This window comes from Variovorax xiamenensis (assembly GCF_050916385.1).
Classification (GTDB): Bacteria; Pseudomonadota; Gammaproteobacteria; order Burkholderiales; family Burkholderiaceae_C; genus Variovorax.
Map to the genome: position 1 here is coordinate 2,561,634 of NZ_CP139038.1, position 20,655 is coordinate 2,582,288.

Genomic DNA, 20,655 nt, shown 5'->3' on the forward strand with positions numbered 1-20,655 from the left:
CGTGCGACGGAATGCACGCACGCGGCGCGAATTGCAGCCCGGCAGCGTGAATTGCAGGGGGCGGCGGTCAGCTTTACCGTCGCTTTACGGCCCAGCAAAGAGCGGGACTACCATCCGCGCTGTACTACGCTGGTCCGCACCTCTGCACCTTTCGCACGCACCGTCCATGGAACAAGAAAAACCAACCGAGCCTCTGCCTTCCACCGTGTCTCCCACGCATCCGACGGTACGCAGACGCCGCTGGATGGGCAGCCTGCTGGCACTGTTGCTGCTGGCGGTGCTGGGCGGCGGCGCCTGGTATCTGGTCCAGCGCTCGAAGATGCCCGTCGCCGGCCCCGGTGCTGGCCCCGGCGCCGGCCGGCAGGGCGGGCCCGGCGGCCCGGGAGGCCCCGGCGGGCGGGGCGGCGGCGGCCCGGCCTCCAGCACGGTCGGCATCGCCACCGCCAGGCAGGCTGACATCCCGGTGCAGCTCGAGGCACTGGGCACCGTCACGCCGCTGGCCAACGTGATCGTCCAGCCGCAGGTGTCGGGCGTGCTCACGGCGGTGCTCTTCCAGGAAGGGCAGATGGTCAGGAAGGGCGACGTGCTCGCCACCATCGACCCGCAGCCGTTCCAGAACGCGCTTGGCCAGGCCACCGGCGCGCGGCAGCGCGACGAGGCGCAGCTCGCGGCGGCGCGCGTCACGCTGCAGCGCTACCAGACCCTGCTGGGCCAGGACTCCATCGCCCGCCAGGACGTGGACACCCAGGCCGCGTTGGTCAAGCAGCTCGAAGGCACCGTGGCCATCGACCGCGCCAACGAGAACACCGCCAAGCTCAACCTCGCCTGGAGCCGCATCACCGCGCCGGTGAGCGGGCGCATCGGCCTGCGGCCGGTGGACGCGGGCAACTACATCTCCACCGGCACCACCAACGGCGTGGCGACCATTACCCAGATCGCGCCCATCGACGTCGAATTCGCCATTCCGCAGGACCGCGTGCCCGAGGTGCAGGAGCGCCTGGGCCAGGGCGCCAAGCTCGACGCCACGGCCTTCGACCGCACCCGCACGCGCCGGCTCGCGAACGGCACCTTCTCCACGCTCGACAACCTGGTCGACACCGCCACCGGCACCGTCAAGGCCAAGGCCCGCTTCGCCAACGCCGACAACGCGCTGTTCCCGAACCAGTTCGTCAACCTGCGGCTGCTGCTGCGCACGGTGGCCAGCGCTGTCGTGGTGCCCGTCACGGCGCTGCGCCACGGCCCCAACGGCGACTACGTGTACGTGCTGAACGACGACAGCACCGTCTCGCAGCGTCCGGTGACGCGAGGCGAATCGAGCGTGGACAACGTGGCGATCATGTCGGGCCTGAAGGCCGGCGAGCAGGTCGTGACCGAAGGCGGCGACCGCCTGAAGGACGGTGCGCGGGTGCAGACCCAGGTCGAGCGTCCGGCCGGCGCGGCATCGGCGCCCGCCGGCGGTGCGCGCGGCGGACGCCGGCATGGCGGTGGCGGCAGCAACGGCGGCGCTGGCGGTCCCGCAGGCCCCGGCGCGCCGAAGGCCGGCGAAGCCGGTCCGGCCGCTGCTGCTCCGGCGGCTCCTGCAGCCCCCGCGGCCCCGTCCGCGACCCCGGCACCTTCGGCGGAACCGGCGCCCGCGGCCCCCGCCAAGCTCCCGACCGCCGAGCAGCGCCAGCGCATGCTCGATTCGGCCAAGGACAACCCCGAGCAGCTCGAGCGCCGCAAGCGCTTCCTCGAGGCACTCGACCGCGGCGACCCGGCCGCGCTGGAGCGCTGGCAGCGCATGTCCGAAGGCCGCGGCGGCGAAGGCGGGCAGGGCGGGCGCAGCCAATGACGAACAACGGTCGCAGTCGCAGTAACTGCAGTGGCACGGAGGCTTGCCTGTGAGCCCGTCGCGCCCGTTCATCCTCCGGCCGGTGGCGACTTCGCTGCTGATGGTCGCCATCGTGCTGGCCGGCCTGGTGGCGTTCCGCTTCCTGCCGCTGTCGGCATTGCCGCAGGTCGACTACCCGACCATCCAGGTGCAGACGCTCTACCCCGGGGGCAGCCCCGAGGTCATGAGCAACACGGTCACCGCGCCGCTGGAGCGACAGTTCGGCCAGATGTCGGGGCTGGACCGCATGAGCTCGACCAGCGCCGCGGGCGTGTCGATCATCACGCTGCAGTTCTCGCTGGGCCAGACGCTGGACGTGGCCGAGCAGGAAGTGCAGGCCGCCATCAACGCCGGCGGCTCGCTGCTGCCGGCCGACCTGCCGGCGCCGCCCGTGTACGCCAAGGTCAATCCGGCCGACGCGCCGGTGCTCACGCTTTCCATCACCTCCGACACGCTGCCGCTCACCGACGTGCAGAACCTGGTCAACACCCGGCTCGCGCAGAAGATCAGCCAGGTCTCGGGCGTGGGGCTGGTGTCGCTCAGCGGCGGGCAGCGCCCGGCCGTGCGCATCCAGGCCAACACCCAGGCGCTGGCGGCCAACGGCATCGGGCTGGACACGCTGCGCACGGCCATCTCGGCGGCCAACTCCAACGGCGCCAAGGGCAGCTTCGACGGACCGAAGCGCGCCTACACGATCAATTCGAACGACCAGCTGATGACGGTCGACGACTACAAGAACCTGATCGTCTCGTACAAGAACGGCGCGCCGATCCGCATGGTCGACGTGGCGCAGGTGGTCAACAGCGCCGAGAACAACCAGCTCGCCGCCTGGGCCGGCAACAAGGCCGACGGCACCAGCAGGCTGTCGCCCGCGATCATCATGAACGTGCAGCGCCAGCCGGGCGCCAACGTGATCGCCACCGTCGACGCCATCAAGCGGCAGTTGCCCGAGCTGCAGGCCGGCCTGCCCGCCGGGCTGAAGATCGAGGTGCTCAGCGACCGCACGGCCGGCATCCGCGCCTCGGTGCAGCACGTCGAGATGGAGCTGGTGCTGGCCGTGGTGCTCGTGGTGCTGGTGATCTTCGCCTTCCTGGGCAGCCTGCGCGCCACCGTCATCGCGAGCATCGCGGTGCCGATCTCGCTGATCGGCACCTTCGGGCTGATGTACCTGCTGGGCTACAGCCTCAACAACCTGAGCCTGATGGCGCTGACCATCGCCACCGGCTTCGTGGTGGACGACGCGATCGTCATGATCGAGAACATCGCGCGCTACATCGAGGAAGGCGAGAAGCCCCTGCAGGCCGCGTTCAAGGGCGCCACGCAGATCGGCTTCACCATCATCTCGCTGACCGTGTCGCTCATTGCGGTGCTGATCCCGCTGCTGTTCATGGGCGACGTGGTGGGCCGCCTGTTCCGCGAGTTCGCGGTGACGCTGGCCATCACCATCCTGATCTCCGCCGTGGTGTCGCTCACGCTGGTGCCGATGATGTCGGCGCGCTGGCTCAAGCATGAGGAAAAGAAGGAGCCCACCAACAAGGGCTTCGGTGCACGCGCGCAGCGCTTCTTCAGCGGCGTGATGGTGCGCTACGACCGATCGCTGCACTGGGTGATCGACCACCAGGCGCTCACGCTGCTGGTCGCGCTGCTGACGCTGGTGTTGACGGTGGTGCTCTACCTCTCGATTCCGAAGGGGCTGTTCCCCACGCAGGACACCGGCCAGCTGCAGGCCCGCGTGCAGGCCGCGCAGGACGTGTCGTTCGAGCGCATGTCGCAGCTGCAGCTGCAGGCGGCGCAAGCCATCCTCGAAGACCCGGCGGTCGAGAACCTCAGCTCCTTCGTCGGCGTGGACGCCGCCAACAACACCATGCTGCACACCGGCAGCATGCTCATCAACCTGGCGAAGAGCCGCGACAGCCAGCAGGAGGTGATGGACCGCCTGCGCGAACGCGTGCGGCAGGTTGCGGGCGTCACGCTCTACCTGCAGCCCACGCAGGACCTCACCATCGACGCCGAGACCGGCCCCACCGAATACCGCATGTCGCTCGAAGGCGTGGACAGCGCCGCCATCACCGAGTGGATGAAGAAGCTGGTGGCGAAGCTGCAGGAGTCGGACAAGGTCCGCAACGTCAGCAGCGACGCCGGCGCGCAGGGCCTGGCCGCCTTCGTGAACGTGAACCGCGACACCGCGGCGCGGCTGTCGATCACCGCGAGCACCGTGGACGACGCGCTCTACAGCGCCTTCGGCCAGCGCATCGTCTCGACGATCTTCACCGAGACCAACCAGTACCGCGTGATCCTCGAGGCCCAGCCCGGCATGGTGAACACGCCCCAGACCCTGGGGCAGCTGAGCCTGATCGCCGGCTCCGGCACCGCCACGCCGCTGTCGGCCATTGCGCAGATCAGCGAGCAGCAGGCGCCGCTGCAGATCACGCACGTGGCGCAGTACCCGGCCAGCACGCTGAACTTCGACACCGCGCCCGGCGTCTCGCTCGGCGCTTCGGTCGATGCCATCCGCGCGGCCGCGAAGGAAATCGGGCTGCCGAGCAGCGTGACCATGACCTTCCTAGGTGCCTCGGGGGCCTACGAGAAGTCGCTGTCGAACCAGCTGTGGCTGATTCTTGCAGCTGTGGTCTGCGTGTACATCGTGCTGGGGGTGCTGTACGAGAGTTATGTGCATCCGCTGACGATTCTTTCCACGCTGCCGTCGGCAGGCGTGGGGGCGCTGCTGGCGTTGATGATCACGGGCAACGACCTGGGGGTGATCGGGATCATCGGGATCATCCTGCTGATCGGCATCGTGAAGAAGAACGCGATCATGATGATCGACTTTGCCATCGATGCGGAGCGGACTCAGGGGAAGTCTCCTCGGGAGGCTATTCACCAAGCCGCCTTGCTGCGGTTCCGGCCTATCTTGATGACTACGCTGGCGGCGCTGTTTGCTGCTGTGCCGTTGATGTTGAGTTTTGGGGATGGGGCTGAGTTGCGGCGGCCGCTTGGGCTTGCGATCTTTGGGGGGTTGATCGTCAGTCAACTGCTTACTCTGTTCACTACGCCTGTTATTTATCTGGCGTTTGATCGGCTGGGTGGGGGGAGTGCTCGGCGGGTTGTGATTGAGGAGGAGGCGGTTTGACTTGGTTCGCCTCTTGTCGTTTTGCTTTCCGGAGCCGGGTCTCGCCCCGGCGGGCGACCTACTTTTCTTTGCTTCGCCAAAGAAAGGTAGGCAAAAGAAAGGCGACCCTACTGTCTGTGTCCCTTCGCTTCGCTACGGGCAACCTGCGGTGTTCGGCGCAGGAGGGGGTCCGCAGAACTCGCTTCGCTCAAACAGCTGCGGCCCTGATCCCTCCTGCGCCTGCGCTCCTCGGCACAGCCAGAAGGGAGTGGGACGCGCCATCGCTGCGCTCGGCTACCGAACTGCCTGGACTGGCCTTCGCTTCGCTCGGCGGGGCATTAAGGCACCGCGGCTCCAACAGACCCTTCGCCCGATTCCAGGCGCCGCAAGCGCGAAGCGCTTGTGGTGCCTTGGTGGCCGAGCAACGCGACGGCCCGTGCGTCTCCCCACCCCTCTGGCTGCGCCGAGGAGCGCAGCGTTTCGCGGATCAGGGCTCGCAGCTGTTTGAGCGAAGCGAGTTCTGCGAGACCCCGCGAAACGCGAGCACCGCAGGTTGCCCGCAGCGAAGCGGAGGGTCGCAGACAGTGGGGTCGCCTTTTCTTTGCTTACTTTCTTTTGGCGAAGCAAAAGAAAGTGAGTCGGCCGCCGGGCCGAGACCCGGCCTCCGCCCTCCGCAAGGAGAGCAGCAATGAACTTGTCGCTCCCCTTCGTCCGCCGCCCCATAGGCACAGTGCTACTGACCATAGGCGTAGCCCTGGCCGGCATAGCCGCCTTCTTCGTCCTCCCGGTCTCCCCACTCCCCCAGGTCGACTACCCCGTCATCTCGGTAAGAGCAGCAATCCCCGGCGCCAGCCCGGAAACGATGGCCACCAGCGTAGCCACCCCGCTGGAGCGCCACCTGGGAACAATCGCAGGCGTCAACGAAATGACGTCCACCAGCTCGGTAGGCTCCACCCGCGTCACGCTGCAGTTCGACCTGAGCCGCAACATCGACGGCGCAGCAAGAGAAGTGCAGGCCGCGATCAACGCGAGCCGCATCGACCTGCCCGCCACGCTGCGCAGCAATCCGACCTACCGCAAGGCCAACCCGGCGGCGTCGCCGGTGATCATCCTGGCGCTCACGTCGAAGACCAAGACGCCGGGCCAGATCTACGACGCGGTGTCGAACATCGTCAGCCAGCGCCTGTCGCAGGTGGACGGGGTGGGCGACGTGGAGATCGGCGGGGGCTCGCTGCCGGCGGTGCGCATCGAGCTGCTGCCGTTCGCGCTCAACCGCTACGGCATCAGCACCGAGGACGTGCGCGCCGCCATCCAGGCCTCGAACGCCAACCGGCCCAAGGGCATGGTGCAGGGCGACGGGCGCAAGCTGCAGATCTACACGCAGACGCCGGCGCTGCGCGCGAGCGACTACGCGCCGATGGTCATCGCCTGGCGCAACGGCGCGGCGGTGCGGCTGCAGGACGTGGCGGAGGTGGTCGACGGCGTGGAGGACACGCGCACGCTGGGCCTCTTCAACGGCGAGCCGGCGATCATCGTGCTGATCACGCGGCAGCCCTCGGCCAACATCATCGAGACCGTCGACAGCGTGCGGGCGCTGCTGCCCGAGCTGCAGGCGCAGCTGCCGCCGGACGTGACGCTGCAGGTGGCGTCGGACAGTACCAACTCCATCCGCGGCTCGCTGCGCGAGGTGGAGCTCACGCTGGTCATTTCCGTCATCCTGGTGGTGCTGGTGGTGAGCCTGTTCCTGCGCAGCGTGCGCGCGACGATCGTGCCGGCGGTGGCGACGGTGGCGGCGCTGCTGGGCACCTTCGGGGTGATGTACCTGCTGGGCTTCAGCCTCAACAACCTGAGCCTGATGGCGCTCACGGTGGCCACCGGCTTCGTGGTGGACGACGCCATCGTGGTGCTGGAGAACACGAGCCGGCACATCGAATCCGGCATGACGCGCATGAAGGCGGCGCTGCTGGGCGCGAAGGAAGTGGGCTTCACGGTGCTGTCGATCAGCGTGTCGCTGGTGGCGGTGTTCATTCCGCTGCTGTTCATGGGCGGGCAGGTGGGGCGGCTGTTCCGCGAGTTCGCGGTCACGCTTTCGGCGGCGGTGCTGATCTCGCTGGTCATCTCGCTGACCACCACGCCGATGATGTGCGCCTGGCTGCTCAAGCCCGGCGGCGAACACGACAAGAACAAGCCGCAAGGGCGCATGGGCCGCATGGCCGCGCGCAGCTACGACTGGGTGCTCAGGCAGTACGAGCGCAGCCTCGACTGGGCGCTGGACAGCAAGGCGCTGGTCATGCTCATTCTGGTGGCGGTGATCGGGCTCAACGTGTATCTCTTCAGCGCGGCGCCCAAGGGCTTCTTCCCGCAGCAGGACAGCGGCCAGCTCAACGGCGGCCTGCGCGCCGACCAGAGCATCTCGTCGCAGGCGCTGGCGGCCAAGCTGCGGCAGGTGGTCGACATCATCCGCAAGGACGAGGCGGTCGACACCGTGGTGGGCTTCACCGGCGCCGGCCGGGCAGGGGGCGGCTTCATGTTCGTCAACCTGAAGCCTGCGAACCAGCGCAAGGACAGCGGGCTGGCCGTGATCGCGCGGCTGCGGCCGCAGCTCAACCAGGTGACCGGCCTGCGCGTGTTCCTGGGCACGGTGCAGGACGTGCGCTCGGGCGGCCGCGCCAGCAACTCGACCTACCAGTACACGCTCAAGAGCGACAACGTCGCCGACCTGCGCAACTGGGCCGTGAAGCTGGCCGACGAACTGAAGATGCAGCCGGTGCTGACCGACATCGACACCGACCAGGACCAGAACGGCGTGGAAACGGTGGCCAAGGTCGACCCCGACAGCGCGCGCCGGCTGGGACTGACTTCCACGGCCATCGACAACGCGCTCTACAACGCCTTCGGCCAGCGGCAGGTGGCGACCATCTACACCGAGCTGAACCAGTACCACGTGGTGATGGAATGGGCACAGCGCTACACGCGCAGCCCGAATTCGCTGAGCGACGTGTATGTGCCGGCCACCAAGACTTCGGTGGTGGGGGGGCAGACCGTGACCACGCAGGTGGCGGCGAGCAGCACGGCGACGGGGTCTTCTTCGTCCTCGTCCGGGTCCTCTTCGTCATCGTCATCGTCATCGTCCTCGGCCGCCACGGCCACCGTGCCGGTGTCGGCCAACGCGGCCCTGCGCAATGCCTCGACGGGCAACGTGCTGAGCAACACCGCCACCGCGCTGGTGCCGCTGTCGGCGGTCGCGAAGTTCGAGGAGCAGTCGGTGGCCACCTCGGTGAGCCACGAAGACGGCGAGCTGGCCACGACCATCTCGTTCAACCTCGCCGAAGGCGCCAACCTGGGCGACGCGCGCGAGGCCATCGCCAAGGCCGAGGCCAACATCGCCATGCCCACCAACGTGCGCGGCGCGTTCGCGGGCACGGCGGCGAGCGCGCAGCAGTCGCAGGGCCAGCAGGCAATGCTGATCCTGGCGGCGCTGATCGTGATCTACATCGTGCTGGGCATCCTGTACGAGAGCCTGGTGCACCCGATCACGGTGCTGTCGACGCTGCCATCGGCCGGCGTGGGCGCGGTGCTGGCGCTGCTGATGTTCCGCATGGAGTTTTCCATCATCGCGCTGATCGGCGTGTTCCTGCTGATCGGCATCGTGAAGAAGAACGCCATCCTGATCATCGACTTCGCGCTGGAGGCCGAGCGCTCGCGCGGGCTCACGCCGCTGGAGGCGGTGCGCGAGGCCTGCCTGCTGCGCTTCCGGCCGATCCTGATGACGACCATGGCGGCCGCGCTCGGCGCGCTGCCGCTGGCCATCGGCTTCGGCGAGGGCGCCGAACTGCGCCGGCCGCTGGGCGTGGCCATCATCGGCGGCCTGATCGCGAGTCAGCTGCTGACCCTGCTGACGACGCCGGTGGTGTACCTGCTGCTCGACAAGCTGCGCCGCCGCAGCGCCAACGAACACCAGCTGAGCCGCGCGACGGCAGCCTGAGCGAGAAACGACAACGACATGAACGCACTGTTTTCTTCCACTTCACGCTTTTCGCTTTCGGCGCTCGCGCTGGCCGCCATGCTCGCGGGCTGCGCGGTCGGCCCGCGCTACGAGCAGCCGGGCACGGCCGTATCGGCCGGCTGGAAGGAGCAGAAGGCCGCCGAAGGCTGGCTGCCCGCCGCGCCGGCCGACGCGCTCGACCGCGGCGAATGGTGGAAGCTCTTCGGCGATGCCACGCTCGACGAGCTGGCCGGCCGCGTGCAGGTCTCGAACCAGAACATCGCCGCGGCGGTGGCCAATTACACGCAGGCCCAGGCGCTGGTGCGCGGCGAGCGCGCGGCGCTGTTCCCGTCGGTGTCGCTCGACGGCAGCGGCAAGCGCTCCGGCACGGTGGGCGGCAGCAGCACATCGAGCCCGTCGAACAGCTTCTCTGCTTCGCTGGGCGCGAGCTGGACGCCCGACGTCTGGGGCCGGCTGCGCGAGGCCGTGAGCAGCGCGCAGGCCAACGCCCAGGCCAGCGAGGCCGACCTGGCCGCGGCGCGGCTGTCGGCCATCGGCGACCTGGCGACCAACTACTTCTCGCTGCGCGAGGCCGATGCCGAGATCGTGCTGCTCGACGAAACCATCCAGGGCTACCAGCGCGCCTTCGACATCACGAGCAACCGCTATGCCGCCGGCATCGCCGCGCAGACCGACGTGCTGCAGGCGCAGACGCAGCTGGTCAATGCCAAGGCGGACCGCGTGGGCCTGCAGCGCACGCGTGCCACCTACGAGCACGCGATTGCGGCGCTGATCGGCGTGGCCCCGGCCGACTTCAGCCTGCCGGCCGCGCAATGGACGCCAACGGTGCCGGGCGTGCCGCTGGGCGTGCCCTCGACGCTGCTGCAGCGCCGGCCCGACATCGCGGCGGCCGAGCGTTCGGTGGCGGCGGCGAATGCGCAAATCGGCATCGCGCGCGCGGCCTACTTTCCGAACATCAGCCTCACGGCCTCTGTCGGCAGCAGCAACGTCAGCCGCGTGAAGGACCTCTTCGGCTCGTCCAACACGCTGTGGGGGCTGGGGCTTTCGGTGGCGCAGGTGGTGTTCGACGCGGGCGCGATCGCGGCCAACGTCGATTCGGCCAAGGCAGCCTATGAATCCAGCGTGGCGCGCTATCGGCAGACGGCGCTCACGGCCTTCCAGGCAGTGGAAGACCAGCTGACGGCGAGCGCCACGCTCGCGCAGCAGGAAGGCCTGCGCCGCGAGGCTTCGGCGGCGGCGGACAAGACCGAGCAGCAGCTGCTCAACCGCTATCGCGCGGGGCAGGTGAGCTACACCGACGTGGTCACGGCACAGGCCGCCGCACTCAGCGCGCGGCGCACGCTGGTGCAGTTGCAGGTCAACCGCCAGACCACGGCCATCGCACTGATCCAGGCGATGGGCGGCGGCTGGCAGGCCGGCTGGATGGACGGTGCCGCGCAGGCGCAGCCCGCCGCTTCACCCACCGCGCCCGCCACGCAGTGAGCGCGGCGAGCGTCGACGCCTGACCGGCTCAGGCAGTCGTCAGTGCGCCGGACGGTCGATGGTGTGGCCCAGGTAGTCCTTGTCGGTCACCAGAACCCAGAGCGCCAGCACCAGGATCACCGCGGCCACGAGCACCGCGTTGACCATCGCCGACTCGTTGCCCCGGAAGCCCAGCACCCAGGGCGACACCGCGAGCCAGGCCGCCAGCGCGACCTCGGTCCATTCTTCCCACTGTCGGGGCACGAAGGTCGCACCCAGAGCCACCGCGCCGAGCACGATGCCGGTCGCCACCATCGTCCACATGGCGGCCGTCATGCCCGAAAAGCCCAGGACCCAGGGCGAGACGATCAGCCAGGCGCCGGCGACGGCGTTGACGGGGTCTTGCCAATGCTTCACTTGCTTCATGGTCATTACCTCCTGTCGCGACAAGGCGCCGCGACAAGGTTTTGGACCCGTGGCGCAGGGGAGGGGTTCCTGACGGCGCTGCCCGGTTCCTAGAGTGGCAGCTCCAATGTTTCCCACTTGCGCAGCATGGTCACCTGGCGGCGCAGGTAGTCGGTGGGCATGGCCTGGGAGCCCCAGACGGGAACGCGCCCCGCGTACTCGCCGAGCAGCCAGAACTGGCGTACTGCCATGAAGCGCGGGATGGCTGCGAGGTCGGCATCGGGCACAGGCCGTGCCTCGCGGTAAGCGGAGATGAAATGCCGCCACTGCTGCTGCGCCTTGTCGCTCAGGACGCCATCGGCCGTGTGGGGATGCAGGCCCCACGGATAGACGGCCAGTTCGTAGGCCAGGTAGCCGGGGCCCGATTCGTCGAAGTCGAAGAACACCGCCTCGCGCCGCCCTTGCGCATCGTCGCCCACGATGAAGTTGTTGCTGCCGTGCGCGTCGCCGTGGCACAGCACCCAGCTGAGTTCGCCGAGGGCCAGGATGGCAGCGTGCAGGCGCTCGCCGAGTTCCTCGAACCGGGGGCGCAGCTCGACCGTCATGGTCGGCGCGCGCAGCAGGCCTTGAAGCGGTCGCAGGAGCAGGTAGTCGAGATCGAGGCGATAGGCGCTATCGGGTCCGCGATAGCTTTCGCCCGCCGCGTGCAAGCCTGCAAGTCCGCGCGCGAAGGCTTCGATGTCGGCGGCCGAGTCGCCGGTGAATTCGCCGGTCAGATGCTCGAACAGCATCAGTGGCCGCGGGCCTTCGGGCAGCTGTACCTGGACGGCGATTTCGCCGTCGGCGGTCGGCACGCAGCGCGACACGCGGCATCCGGCTCTAGCCCAGTGTTCCAGCGCGGCCGACTCGAACTGCAGGTTGGGCGCGCCGCGCGGCCGTTCGGCACTGAGGCGGGCCACGACGCGGCGCCCGTCGGCAAGGCCCAGGCGGTAGACCTGGTTGAAGCTGCGGCGCAGGAATTCGCTCTCGACCACCTCGCCGAGCCCGTAGCGCTCCTGCACGAGCATCGCGATGCTGGCGGCCGTCGGTGTGGATTGCGCGATTTCCAGTTTCATCCGACGCTCCCGAAAGGAAAAAGGGCGCGATTATGCGGGCTTGCGGCAGGCGGGCCCGGAAACTCGTCTTTCCACACAGGAGATCGTCGATGCGCAACTTGGCCAAGCACTGGATCGCGGGTTTTCTCTTTCTGGCTGCATCGTCGGCTGCGCAGGTCCAGGCGCAGACCACGCAGAAGGTGGTGGACATTCCCACCCGGGCCGGCGTGACGCAACGGATGCTCGTGCTGTCGCCGCCCGCGCCGAAGGCCGCCGTGATCCTGCTCGCGGGCGGGCACGGCGGGCTGCAGATCTTTCCGAACGGCTCGTTCGGCTGGGGCGCCGGCAATTTCCTGGTTCGCACGCGGCAGTCGTTCGCTGATCAGGGGCTCATGGTCGCCGTCGTCGATGCGCCGTCGGACAGGCAGAGCCCGCCCTACCTGAGCGGCTTTCGCCAGAAGCCGGAGCACGCGGTCGACATCAAGGCGGTCATCGCGTGGATGCGGGAGCAATCGAAGGTGCCGGTGTGGCTCGTGGGCACCAGCCGCGGCACGCAGTCGGCGGCCTACGTCGCCACCGAGCTTGCGGGCGCAGAAGGGCCGGACGGCATCGTGCTGACTTCGACCATCCTCACCGATCCGAAAGGGCGGCCCGTGCCGGCGATGCCGCTGGAGAAGATCCGCGTGCCGGTCCTGGTCGTGCACCACGAGCAGGACGGCTGCCCGCTCTGCGCGTTCTCCAGCGCGCCCGGGCTCATGGAGAAGCTCGCGAACTCGCCGCGCAAGGAACTGCTGGCCTTCAGGGGCGGGGAGAGCAGGGGCGATCCTTGCGAGGCGATGGCGTACCACGGCTTCAACGGGCTCGAGCAGGAGGTCGTTGCGAAGATCGCCGGCTGGATCCTCGCCAGATAGAAGCCAGAAGTCGAAAGCCGAAACAGGACAGTTGCCATCCGCCGGAATGCGTTTTTATAATTGAGCACGTACTCAATCAATAAAGAATTCCGCCGCAAACCATGGCCAGACCCAGAAGCGAAGACAAGCGCAACGCGATCCTCGATGCAGCCGTTGCCGAGTTCGCCGTGCGTGGTGCGTGGAGCACGCCCACCTCGGCCATCTCGCGCGCAGCCGGCGTTGCCGAGGGCACGCTCTTCACCTACTTCGCGAGCAAGGAAGTGCTGGTCAACGAGCTCTACCGCCAGCTGAAGACCGAACTTGCCGAGACCATGCTCGCCGACTGGCCCGAGGAGGCCGACCCCAGGACCAAGTTCCGCCACATCTGGGACCGCTACGTCTGCTGGGGCGTCGACAACCCGGAGAAATTCAAGGTGATGTCGCAACTCAAGGTATCAGACCAGGTGAGCGACGAAAGCAAGGCCGCCGGCATGGCGCCGTTCCTGCGGCTCGAGGTGCTCGCCAAGGACTGCATCGACAAGAAGCTGATACGCGACCAGCCGCTGCCGTTTCTCGGCGCGATGCTGGGCGCGATGGCCGAGGCCACGATGGTCTTCGTCGCGCAGGCGAAGAGCAGGAAAGGGCGCGCCGACTACTGCGAAGCCGGCTTCGAAACCTTCTGGCGCGGCATCGTCGTCGCCTGATCTCACGCACGCAGATTCCCACTTAAGAGAACCGCACCATGCCCAAGCTCAAGCGCCGTCATTTCGTCCTTGGCACCGTGGGGGCCGTCGGCGCCCTCGTCGTCGGCTGGTCGGCCACGCCGGCCGCACCGCGGCTCGTGCCGGCCGAGCCGTTGCCGGTAGCGCCGGGGCAGGTCGCGCTCAACGGCTGGGTCAAGGTGGGCAGCGACAACACGGTCACGCTGATGATGTCGCAGTCGGAAATGGGGCAGGGCACGCACACCGGGCTGTCGATGCTGCTGGCCGAGGAGATGGGCGCTTCGCTCGACCAGATCCGGCTCGAGACCGCGGGCTCCGACGCCATGTACAACAACCAGGCCGCGATCCTCGACGCGCTGCCTTTCCGGCCCGGCGACGAGGGCGCCATGAAGCGCTCGACGCAGCACGTGGTCGGCAAGCTGCTGCGCTCGATCCCGGGGCTCTCGGGCACGGGCGGCTCCTCGAGCATCACCGACCAGTGGCAGCCGCTGCGCGAAGCCGGCGCGTCGGCGCGCGCCATGCTGGTGGGCGCCGCGGCCGCACTGTGGCAGGTGCCCGTGGCCGAGTGCCGCGCCGAAGCCGGGCGTGTGCTGCATGCCGGCGGCAGGAGCGCCAGCTTCGGCGAGCTGGCCCCGAAGGCAGCGCAGCAGCCGCTGCCGACGCAGGTGGCGCTGAAGAAGCCGGCCGACTTCAAGCTCATCGGCCAGCCCGCGCGGCGCGTCGACGGCGCGGCCAAGCTCGACGGCTCCGCCACCTTCGGCCTCGACGTGCTGCCGCCGGGCCTGCTGTACGCGAGCATCGCGATGTGCCCGACCACCGGCGGCCGCGTGGCGAGCTTCGACGCCACCGCCGCGCAGAAGCTGCCCGGCGTGCGCAAGGTGATGGCACTGGAGCCGGTCGGCGCCACCCTCATCGGTACCGGCGCCACGCCGGGCGGCGTGGCGGTGATCGCCGACACGCCGTACCACGCGATGCGCGCGGTGAAGGCGCTCGCGATCGAATGGGACCACGGCCCGGCCGCCAGCCTTTCCAGCGCAGAGATGATCGAGCGCCTCTCGCAGACGCTGCGCAACAAGCCCGGCAATGCCCAGCTGAACGACGGCGACGTGTCCGCCGCGTTCCGCTCGGCCGCCAGGACCGTCGAGGCCGAGTACCGCGTGCCCTTCCTGGCCCACGCGACCATGGAGCCGATGAACTGCACCGTGCAGTTCAAGGACGGCAAGGCGACCGTCTGGGCGCCCACGCAGGCACCGGGCTTCACGCGCAATGCAGCGGCCAAGGCGCTGGGCATCGACGCCGCAAAGGTCGAACTGCATGTGACCTATCTGGGCGGCGGCTTCGGCCGGCGCTACAGCACCGACTTCGTCACCCAGGCAGCCACGCTGGCGCGCGAGACCGCCGGCGCGCCGGTGCAGCTCTTCTGGTCGCGCGAGGAAGACATGGCGCACGACTTCTACCGGCCGGCCTACGTGGCGCACTGCAAGGCGGCCTTCGACGCCGCCGGCGCGCTGGTCGCCTGGCAGACCACCACGGCCGGCTCGAGCATGGGCGCGCCGTCGTTCATGGACACCAGCACCGATGGCGCATGGAACACCGCCTACGCCTTTCCCAACGCGCGCGTCGCCCACGAGCCGGTGGAGTCGGCCATGCCCACAGGCGTGTGGCGCTCGGTTGCGCACTCCCAGAACGCCTTCTTCGTGGAGAGCTTCATCGACGAATGCGCCGCCGCCGCGGGCAAGGACCCGGTGGCGTTCCGCGCCGCGCTGCTCGCGAAGGACGAGCGCCATCTGCGCGTGCTGAAGCGGGTGGCCGAGCTGTCGGGCTGGGGCCAGCAGCCACCGGCGCCGGGGCCCGACGGCGTGAAGAGGGCGCGCGGCCTCGCGATCCACCGCTCCTTCGGCAGCATCGTGGCGCAGGTGGCGGAGGTGTCGGTCTCCCCGGACAAGCAGGTGCGTGTGCACCGCGTGGTCTGCGTCATCGACTGCGGCGTGGCCGTCAACCCGAACCTGATCCGCCAGCAGATGGAAGGCGCGATCGTCTACGGCCTCTCGGCCGCGCTGCACGGAGAAATCACGGTCGAGAAGGGGCAGGTGCAGCAGAGCAACTTCCACGACTACATGCCGCTGCGCATGAACGAATGCCCGGCCATCGAGGTGGAGATCGTCGCCAGCGGCGAAACGCCCGGCGGCGTGGGCGAGCCCGGTACGCCGCCCATTGCGCCAGCGGTGGCGAACGCGGTGTTCGCGCTCACCGGGCAGCGGCTGCGCAGCCTGCCGCTCAAGCTCGCCTGAACCGGAAGAAAGCCAGCAAGGAAGGAAAGAACCCCATGACCACCACGCTCACCGTCAACGGCAAGGCCGTCACCGTCAACGCCGAACCCGACACGCCCCTGCTGTGGGTGCTGCGCGGTGAAATGCAGCTCGTCGGCACCAAGTTCGGCTGCGGCAAGGCGCTTTGCGGCGCCTGCACCGTGCACCTCGACGGCGAGGCGGTGCGTTCCTGCGTCACGCCGCTCGAAGCGGTGGGAAGCCGCGAGGTCACCACCATCGAGGGCCTGAAGGGCAGGGAGGCCGACGCGCTGCGCCAGGCCTGGACCGAGGTCGACGTGGTGCAGTGCGGCTACTGCCAGAGCGGCCAGCTCATGTCGGCCTGCGCGCTGCTCAAAAAGTCGCCCAAACCAAGTGATGACGACGTTTCGAGTGCCATGAGCGGAAACATTTGTCGCTGCGGGACCTATCCGCGCATCCGCGCGGCGATCCACCTCGCGGCGCAGACAGCCGCGAATTGAGGCGCCGGCCAGGGTTTGGGGGACCTTGGAGCCTGTCGGGGCGGGTTAACGCTTTTGGCCCAGGGCAGTTTACAAAAGTTAAGAAAATTTCCGTAATCATCGAAAAAGTCCAGAAATAAAATTTTTACGGAAACAGGGGATATGAAGCTTTTGTACGCCGCCGTACCATCCGCGCGGCCCGCTCCTGGCCGCCCCCAGTTCCCGACTTTCGATGACCCCCCCAGATCCTTCACGGACCCGAGCGTTGTCCGTGGCCGACACCCTGCGTGACCGCATCTTCGATGGCGAAATCGCACCCGGCTCCCACCTGATGGAAATATCGCTGGCCAACGAGCTCGGCGTGTCGCGCACGCCCGTTCGTGGCGCCATGGCACGGCTGGCCGACGAGGGGCTGCTGGTGTATCTGCCCAACAAGGGCTTCCAGGTGCGCCGCTTCAACGCCAAGGACGTGCACGACGCCTTCAGCGTGCGCGCCACGCTCGAGGGCATGTGCTGCCGCCTGATCGGCGAGGTCGGGCTCGACGGCACGGCCCTGGAGCAGCTGACGGCCATGCTCGACGAGCAGCACGAGTTGCTGCACCACACCGGGGAATGGTCCGACGGCCGCGCCGCGCGCTGGCAGGACCTGGACCAGGCCTTCCACCGCAAGCTGCTGGCGCTGGCGGACAACCGCTGGCTCACCGAGGCGGTGCAGCGCGCCAGCCAGCTGCCGATCATCTTCGACAGCAAGCTGCGCCCCCACAACCGCGACGCGTCGATGCTGCTGCACAAGCACGAGCAGGCCCTGCAGGCGCTGGCGGAACACTGCCGGATCGTCGAGGCGCTGGGCCGGCAGGAATCCGCCGCCGCCGATGCCGCCATGCGCGACCACATCAATTCCAACCGCGACCTGCTGGTGCTCTACCTGAGCCAGAAGAACCCGACCCGCGTCCGGGCGCTGGTCTGAAAGAGGAAAAGAAGAAGGCGAAGGCGGCAGGCCCCCGCTAGCCGCCGCGCGCCGCCGGCGCCGTGAGGTAGGCCCCCGACTCGAAGAGCTGCGCCTCGGCCTGGTCGATGCGCCGGATCACCGGCTTGCCTGCGCGGCTGGCCAGCAGCTCGACCAGCGCTTCCGTCACAGCCACCCCGGCCGCGACCGAGGGAAAGAAGGAGGGGCTGTTGATCGTGAAGAGCAGCGTCTCGTCCGCCAGCAGCGACAGCGGCGAGGCCACGCTGTCGGTGATGGCGACGATGCGGCAGCCCGCCGCCTTGGCTGCCTGCGCCACCTGCAGCGCCTCGCGCGAGTAGGGCACGAAGCTCGCCACCACCAGCGCGTCGCCCTTGGCGAAGGCGCGCTGCTGCATCTCCAGCGAGCCGCCCTGGCCGTCGACCAGGTGCACGCTGGCGCGGAAGAGCCGGTACACGTAGACGAATGAAAAGGCGATCGGGAAACACGCCCTGAAGCCGGCGGCGTGCACGGCCGGCGCCTTCTCGATCAGCGCGCAGGCCTTCTGCAGCGCCTGCTCGCTCTGCTGGTGCGTGGCCTCGAGGTTGCGGCGCTGCACCTCGAACATCTCGCCGGTCAGCGTCTGGTCGCTCGCGCGGCCGACGAGCTGCTTGGCCCGGCCGCCGTAGGTTTCGGAGCCCAGGCCCATCTCGGCGGCAAAGGCCTCCTTCAGCTGCGGCCAGCCCTCGAAGCCCATGTGCTGCGCGAAACGCACGAGCGTGGCGGGCGTGCTCTGCGAGCGCGTGCCGACATTGCGCATCGAGCCCGTGACCACTTCGTTGGGGTGGTCGAGCACGTAGCGCGCCACCTGCTGCAGGGCGGGGCTCAGTTCGTTGAAACGCTGGCGGATCTGCTCTTTGGCGCCCATGGCGGTGTCTCTCTTTGGCGGGGTTGGAACGAATGTACCGGAGCAGCGAAACATCGGCAGTTGACGGAACAAATGTTCCAAACAATAATTCGACGGAAACGTTAGTTCCAAATCCCGAATACAGCCGCCTGCAGCCATGACGCACGTCTTCCACCGCCATCTCCGCCAGACCCCGCCCGTTGCCGTGGGCTCCCACGGCATGTTCATCCGCGACGCCGAAGGCCGCGAATACCTCGACGCCTCCGGCGGCGCCGCCGTCTCGTCGCTCGGCCATGCCCACCCCGAAGTGATGGCCGCGATGCACGCGCAGATCGACAGGCTGGCCTATGCCCACACCAGCTTCTTCACGAGCGAAGTCGCCGAGCAGCTGGCCGACGAAATGATCGGCTCCGCCCCCGAGGGCATGAGCCATGTCTACCTGGTGAGCGGCGGCTCCGAGGCGGTGGAGTCGGCGCTGAAGATGGCGCGGCAGTACTTCGTGGAAATCGGCCAGCCGCAGCGCACGCACTTCATCGCGCGCCGCCAGAGCTACCACGGCAACACGCTGGGCGCGCTCGCCGTGGGCGGCAACGCCTGGCGCCGCGAACCCTTCGCGCCCATCCTCGTGCCCGCCACGCACGTGTCGCCCTGCTATCCATACCGCGAGCAGCGTGCCGACGAGAGCGCCGAGCAGTACGGCCTGCGCCTCGCTGCCGAGCTCGAAGCCGCCATCCTCGCGCAGGGCGCCGACCGCGTGATCGCCTTCGTTGCAGAGACCGTCGGCGGCGCCACGGCCGGCGTGCTCACGCCGGTGCCGGGCTACTTCAAGGCCGTGCGCGCGGTGTGCGACAGGTACGGCGTGCTGCTGATCCTCGACGAGGTGATGTGCGGCATGGGACGCACCGGCTCGCTGCACGCCTGCGAGCAGGAGGGCGTGGTGCCCGATCTCATGACCGTCGCCAAGGGCCTGGGCGGCGGCTACCAGCCGGTGGGCGCGGTGCTGGCGCAGCGCCGCATCGTCGAGGCGATGTCCAAGGGCAGCGGCTTCTTCCAGCATGGCCACACCTACCTCGGCCACCCCATGGCCTGCGCCGCCGCGCTGGCGGTGCAGCAGGTGATCCGCCGCGACGGCCTGGTCGCCAAGGTGCGGGAAGACGGCATCGCCTTCGGCGCGATGCTGGCCGAGGCGCTGGGCTCGCACCCGCACGTGGGCGACATCCGCGGCCGCGGCTTCTTCTGGGGCATCGAACTGGTGGCCGACCGCGCGAGCAAGGCGCCGTTCGATCCGGCGCTGAAGGTCAACGCCACCGTCAAGAAGGACGCGATGTCGCGCGGCCTGCTGTGCTACCCCTTCGGCGGCACGGTCGACGGCCGCCAGGGCGACCACGTGCTGTTGGCGCCGCCCTTCATCGCCACGCGGCAGGACCTGCAGGAGATCGCCGCGCGGCTCGCGGCCTCCATCGACGCGGTCACGCGCGCGGCAGCGGCCGCCATGGCGCGCTGAGCGCTACCACTTTCCCCTTCGTTTTTTCTTCAACCATCGTTCCGAGGAGCGTTCCATGCCCAAGCTTCGTCCGCTGTTTCCCTTCGTCGCTGCGCTCGCGGCAGTCTTCGCCACCCTCGTGCCGCTCACGGCCGCGCAGGCGCAGGAAAACGACACACTCGCCAAGATCAAGGCCAGCGGCTCCATCACCTTCGGCTATCGCGAATCGTCCTTCGGCTTCTCGTACCTCGACGCCAACCTCAAGCCGGTGGGCTACAGCATCGAGATCTGCAACCGCATCGTCGAGGCGGTGAAGAGCGAGCTGAAGATGCCGGCCGTCGATATCAAGTACCAGGCCGTCACCTCGGCCAACCGCATTCCGCTGGTGCAGAACGGCACGGTCGACATCGAATGCGGCTCCACCACCAATCTCGTCGAGCGGCAGAAGCTGGTGGCGTTCTCGCCGGACATCTTCCGCTACAACGTGCGCATGCTGGTGAAGGCCGATTCGGGCATCAAGAGCATTGCCGATCTGCAGGGCAAGACGGTGGCCACCACCAGCGGCACCACCTCGTTCCGCCTGCTGCGCGAGGCCGACCGCGGCCGCAACCTGGAGGTGACCAACCTCGCGGGCAAGGACCACAGCGACTCCTTCCTGCTGGTGGAAAGCGGCCGCGCCCAGGCCTTCGTGCTCGACGACATCCTGCTGGCCGGCCAGATCGCGAATGCGCGCAACCCCAAGGACTTCATCATCACCGGCGAGAGCCTGCGCACCGAGAACCAGTCGCTGATGTTCCGCAAGGACGATCCGGCCTTCAAGGCGCTGGTCGACCGCGTGGTCTCGGGCATGATGAAGTCGGGCGAGATGGAAAAGCTCTATGCCAAGTGGTTCATGTCGCCGATTCCGCCCAAGGGCATCAACATCAACTACCCGCTGAATGCCGAGACGAAGGACGCCTTCGCGAATCCTTCCTCCAAGGGCATCTGAACCATTTCCC

At 68.4% G+C, this 20,655-nt stretch carries 14 protein-coding genes; 11 read left to right on the plus strand and 3 right to left on the minus strand.

Annotated elements, in window-relative coordinates; genetic code table 11:
- Positions 1 to 166 precede the first annotated feature (166 nt).
- The 4 genes from SFB74_RS11380 (at position 167) to SFB74_RS11395 (ending at position 10,467) form a co-directional block, all read left to right on the plus strand.
- Positions 167 to 1,831, plus strand: a complete 1,665-nt coding sequence (locus SFB74_RS11380) for an efflux RND transporter periplasmic adaptor subunit (protein WP_432730926.1) — start codon at positions 167 to 169, stop codon at positions 1,829 to 1,831.
- A 49-nt stretch (positions 1,832 to 1,880) separates the two neighbouring features.
- Positions 1,881 to 5,000, plus strand: a complete 3,120-nt coding sequence (locus SFB74_RS11385) for an efflux RND transporter permease subunit (RefSeq protein WP_432730927.1) — start codon at positions 1,881 to 1,883, stop codon at positions 4,998 to 5,000.
- Positions 5,001 to 5,667: 667 nt separating this feature from the next.
- Entirely contained in the window at positions 5,668 to 8,964 is a 3,297-nt protein-coding gene (locus tag SFB74_RS11390) for an efflux RND transporter permease subunit (protein WP_432730928.1), read from the plus strand.
- Positions 8,965 to 8,982: 18 nt separating this feature from the next.
- Positions 8,983 to 10,467 carry an efflux transporter outer membrane subunit gene (locus tag SFB74_RS11395; protein ID WP_432730929.1) on the plus strand — a complete coding sequence of 495 codons (1,485 nt, stop codon included), beginning with the start codon at positions 8,983 to 8,985 and terminating at the stop codon, positions 10,465 to 10,467.
- A 39-nt stretch (positions 10,468 to 10,506) separates the two neighbouring features.
- Here the strand turns inward: SFB74_RS11395 and SFB74_RS11400 are convergent, their stop codons facing one another.
- Positions 10,507 to 10,872 (minus strand): SPW repeat protein, encoded by a 366-nt coding sequence (locus tag SFB74_RS11400; RefSeq protein WP_432730930.1) that lies wholly within the window; start codon positions 10,870 to 10,872, stop codon positions 10,507 to 10,509.
- 89 nt (positions 10,873 to 10,961) lie between these two features.
- Entirely contained in the window at positions 10,962 to 11,966 is a 1,005-nt protein-coding gene (locus tag SFB74_RS11405) for a phosphotransferase enzyme family protein (RefSeq protein WP_432730931.1), read from the minus strand.
- A gap of 89 nt (positions 11,967 to 12,055) precedes the next feature.
- Between SFB74_RS11405 and SFB74_RS11410 the strand changes: the two genes are divergently transcribed.
- The 5 genes from SFB74_RS11410 (at position 12,056) to SFB74_RS11430 (ending at position 17,291) form a co-directional block, all read left to right on the plus strand.
- Positions 12,056 to 12,856, plus strand: a complete 801-nt coding sequence (locus SFB74_RS11410) for an alpha/beta hydrolase (RefSeq protein WP_432730932.1) — start codon at positions 12,056 to 12,058, stop codon at positions 12,854 to 12,856.
- 101 nt (positions 12,857 to 12,957) lie between these two features.
- Positions 12,958 to 13,539, plus strand: coding sequence for a TetR/AcrR family transcriptional regulator (locus tag SFB74_RS11415; protein WP_432730933.1), 582 nt, complete (start codon positions 12,958 to 12,960; stop codon positions 13,537 to 13,539).
- 38 nt (positions 13,540 to 13,577) lie between these two features.
- On the plus strand, positions 13,578 to 15,848 hold the full coding sequence (locus SFB74_RS11420) for a molybdopterin cofactor-binding domain-containing protein (protein ID WP_432730934.1): 2,271 nt from the start codon (positions 13,578 to 13,580) through the stop codon (positions 15,846 to 15,848).
- A gap of 35 nt (positions 15,849 to 15,883) precedes the next feature.
- A complete protein-coding gene (locus SFB74_RS11425) occupies positions 15,884 to 16,345 on the plus strand; it encodes a (2Fe-2S)-binding protein (RefSeq protein WP_432730935.1) in 462 nt (153 codons plus the stop codon).
- Positions 16,346 to 16,595: 250 nt separating this feature from the next.
- Positions 16,596 to 17,291, plus strand: coding sequence for a GntR family transcriptional regulator (locus tag SFB74_RS11430; protein WP_432730936.1), 696 nt, complete (start codon positions 16,596 to 16,598; stop codon positions 17,289 to 17,291).
- 37 nt (positions 17,292 to 17,328) lie between these two features.
- On the opposite strand, the gene SFB74_RS11435 is transcribed toward SFB74_RS11430, so the two are convergent.
- The gene (locus SFB74_RS11435; protein WP_432730937.1) at positions 17,329 to 18,195 is read right to left on the minus strand and encodes a MurR/RpiR family transcriptional regulator; all 867 of its coding nucleotides are present in this window, start codon (positions 18,193 to 18,195) and stop codon (positions 17,329 to 17,331) included.
- Between the two features lie 136 nt (positions 18,196 to 18,331).
- Here SFB74_RS11435 and SFB74_RS11440 point away from each other — a divergent pair, with 136 nt between their 5' ends.
- Together SFB74_RS11440 and SFB74_RS11445 are read left to right on the plus strand one after the other, a co-directional pair.
- Positions 18,332 to 19,678 (plus strand): aspartate aminotransferase family protein, encoded by a 1,347-nt coding sequence (locus SFB74_RS11440; protein ID WP_432730938.1) that lies wholly within the window; start codon positions 18,332 to 18,334, stop codon positions 19,676 to 19,678.
- A gap of 55 nt (positions 19,679 to 19,733) precedes the next feature.
- Positions 19,734 to 20,645 carry an amino acid ABC transporter substrate-binding protein gene (locus SFB74_RS11445; RefSeq protein WP_432730939.1) on the plus strand — a complete coding sequence of 304 codons (912 nt, stop codon included), beginning with the start codon at positions 19,734 to 19,736 and terminating at the stop codon, positions 20,643 to 20,645.
- Positions 20,646 to 20,655 lie beyond the last annotated feature (10 nt).

Bases quoted from the DNA above. Each gene is read 5' to 3' on its own strand.
- SFB74_RS11380 (WP_432730926.1), top strand. From the start codon at position 167: ATGGAACAAGAAAAACCAACCGAGCCTCTGCCTTCCACCGTGTCTCCC.
- SFB74_RS11390 (WP_432730928.1), top strand. From the start codon at position 5,668: ATGAACTTGTCGCTCCCCTTCGTCCGCCGCCCCATAGGCACAGTGCTA.
- SFB74_RS11395 (WP_432730929.1), top strand. From the start codon at position 8,983: ATGAACGCACTGTTTTCTTCCACTTCACGCTTTTCGCTTTCGGCGCTC.
- SFB74_RS11400 (WP_432730930.1), bottom strand. From the start codon at position 10,872: ATGAAGCAAGTGAAGCATTGGCAAGACCCCGTCAACGCCGTCGCCGGC.
- SFB74_RS11405 (WP_432730931.1), bottom strand. From the start codon at position 11,966: ATGAAACTGGAAATCGCGCAATCCACACCGACGGCCGCCAGCATCGCG.
- SFB74_RS11410 (WP_432730932.1), top strand. From the start codon at position 12,056: ATGCGCAACTTGGCCAAGCACTGGATCGCGGGTTTTCTCTTTCTGGCT.
- SFB74_RS11415 (WP_432730933.1), top strand. From the start codon at position 12,958: ATGGCCAGACCCAGAAGCGAAGACAAGCGCAACGCGATCCTCGATGCA.
- SFB74_RS11420 (WP_432730934.1), top strand. From the start codon at position 13,578: ATGCCCAAGCTCAAGCGCCGTCATTTCGTCCTTGGCACCGTGGGGGCC.
- SFB74_RS11425 (WP_432730935.1), top strand. From the start codon at position 15,884: ATGACCACCACGCTCACCGTCAACGGCAAGGCCGTCACCGTCAACGCC.
- SFB74_RS11435 (WP_432730937.1), bottom strand. From the start codon at position 18,195: ATGGGCGCCAAAGAGCAGATCCGCCAGCGTTTCAACGAACTGAGCCCC.
- SFB74_RS11440 (WP_432730938.1), top strand. From the start codon at position 18,332: ATGACGCACGTCTTCCACCGCCATCTCCGCCAGACCCCGCCCGTTGCC.
- SFB74_RS11445 (WP_432730939.1), top strand. From the start codon at position 19,734: ATGCCCAAGCTTCGTCCGCTGTTTCCCTTCGTCGCTGCGCTCGCGGCA.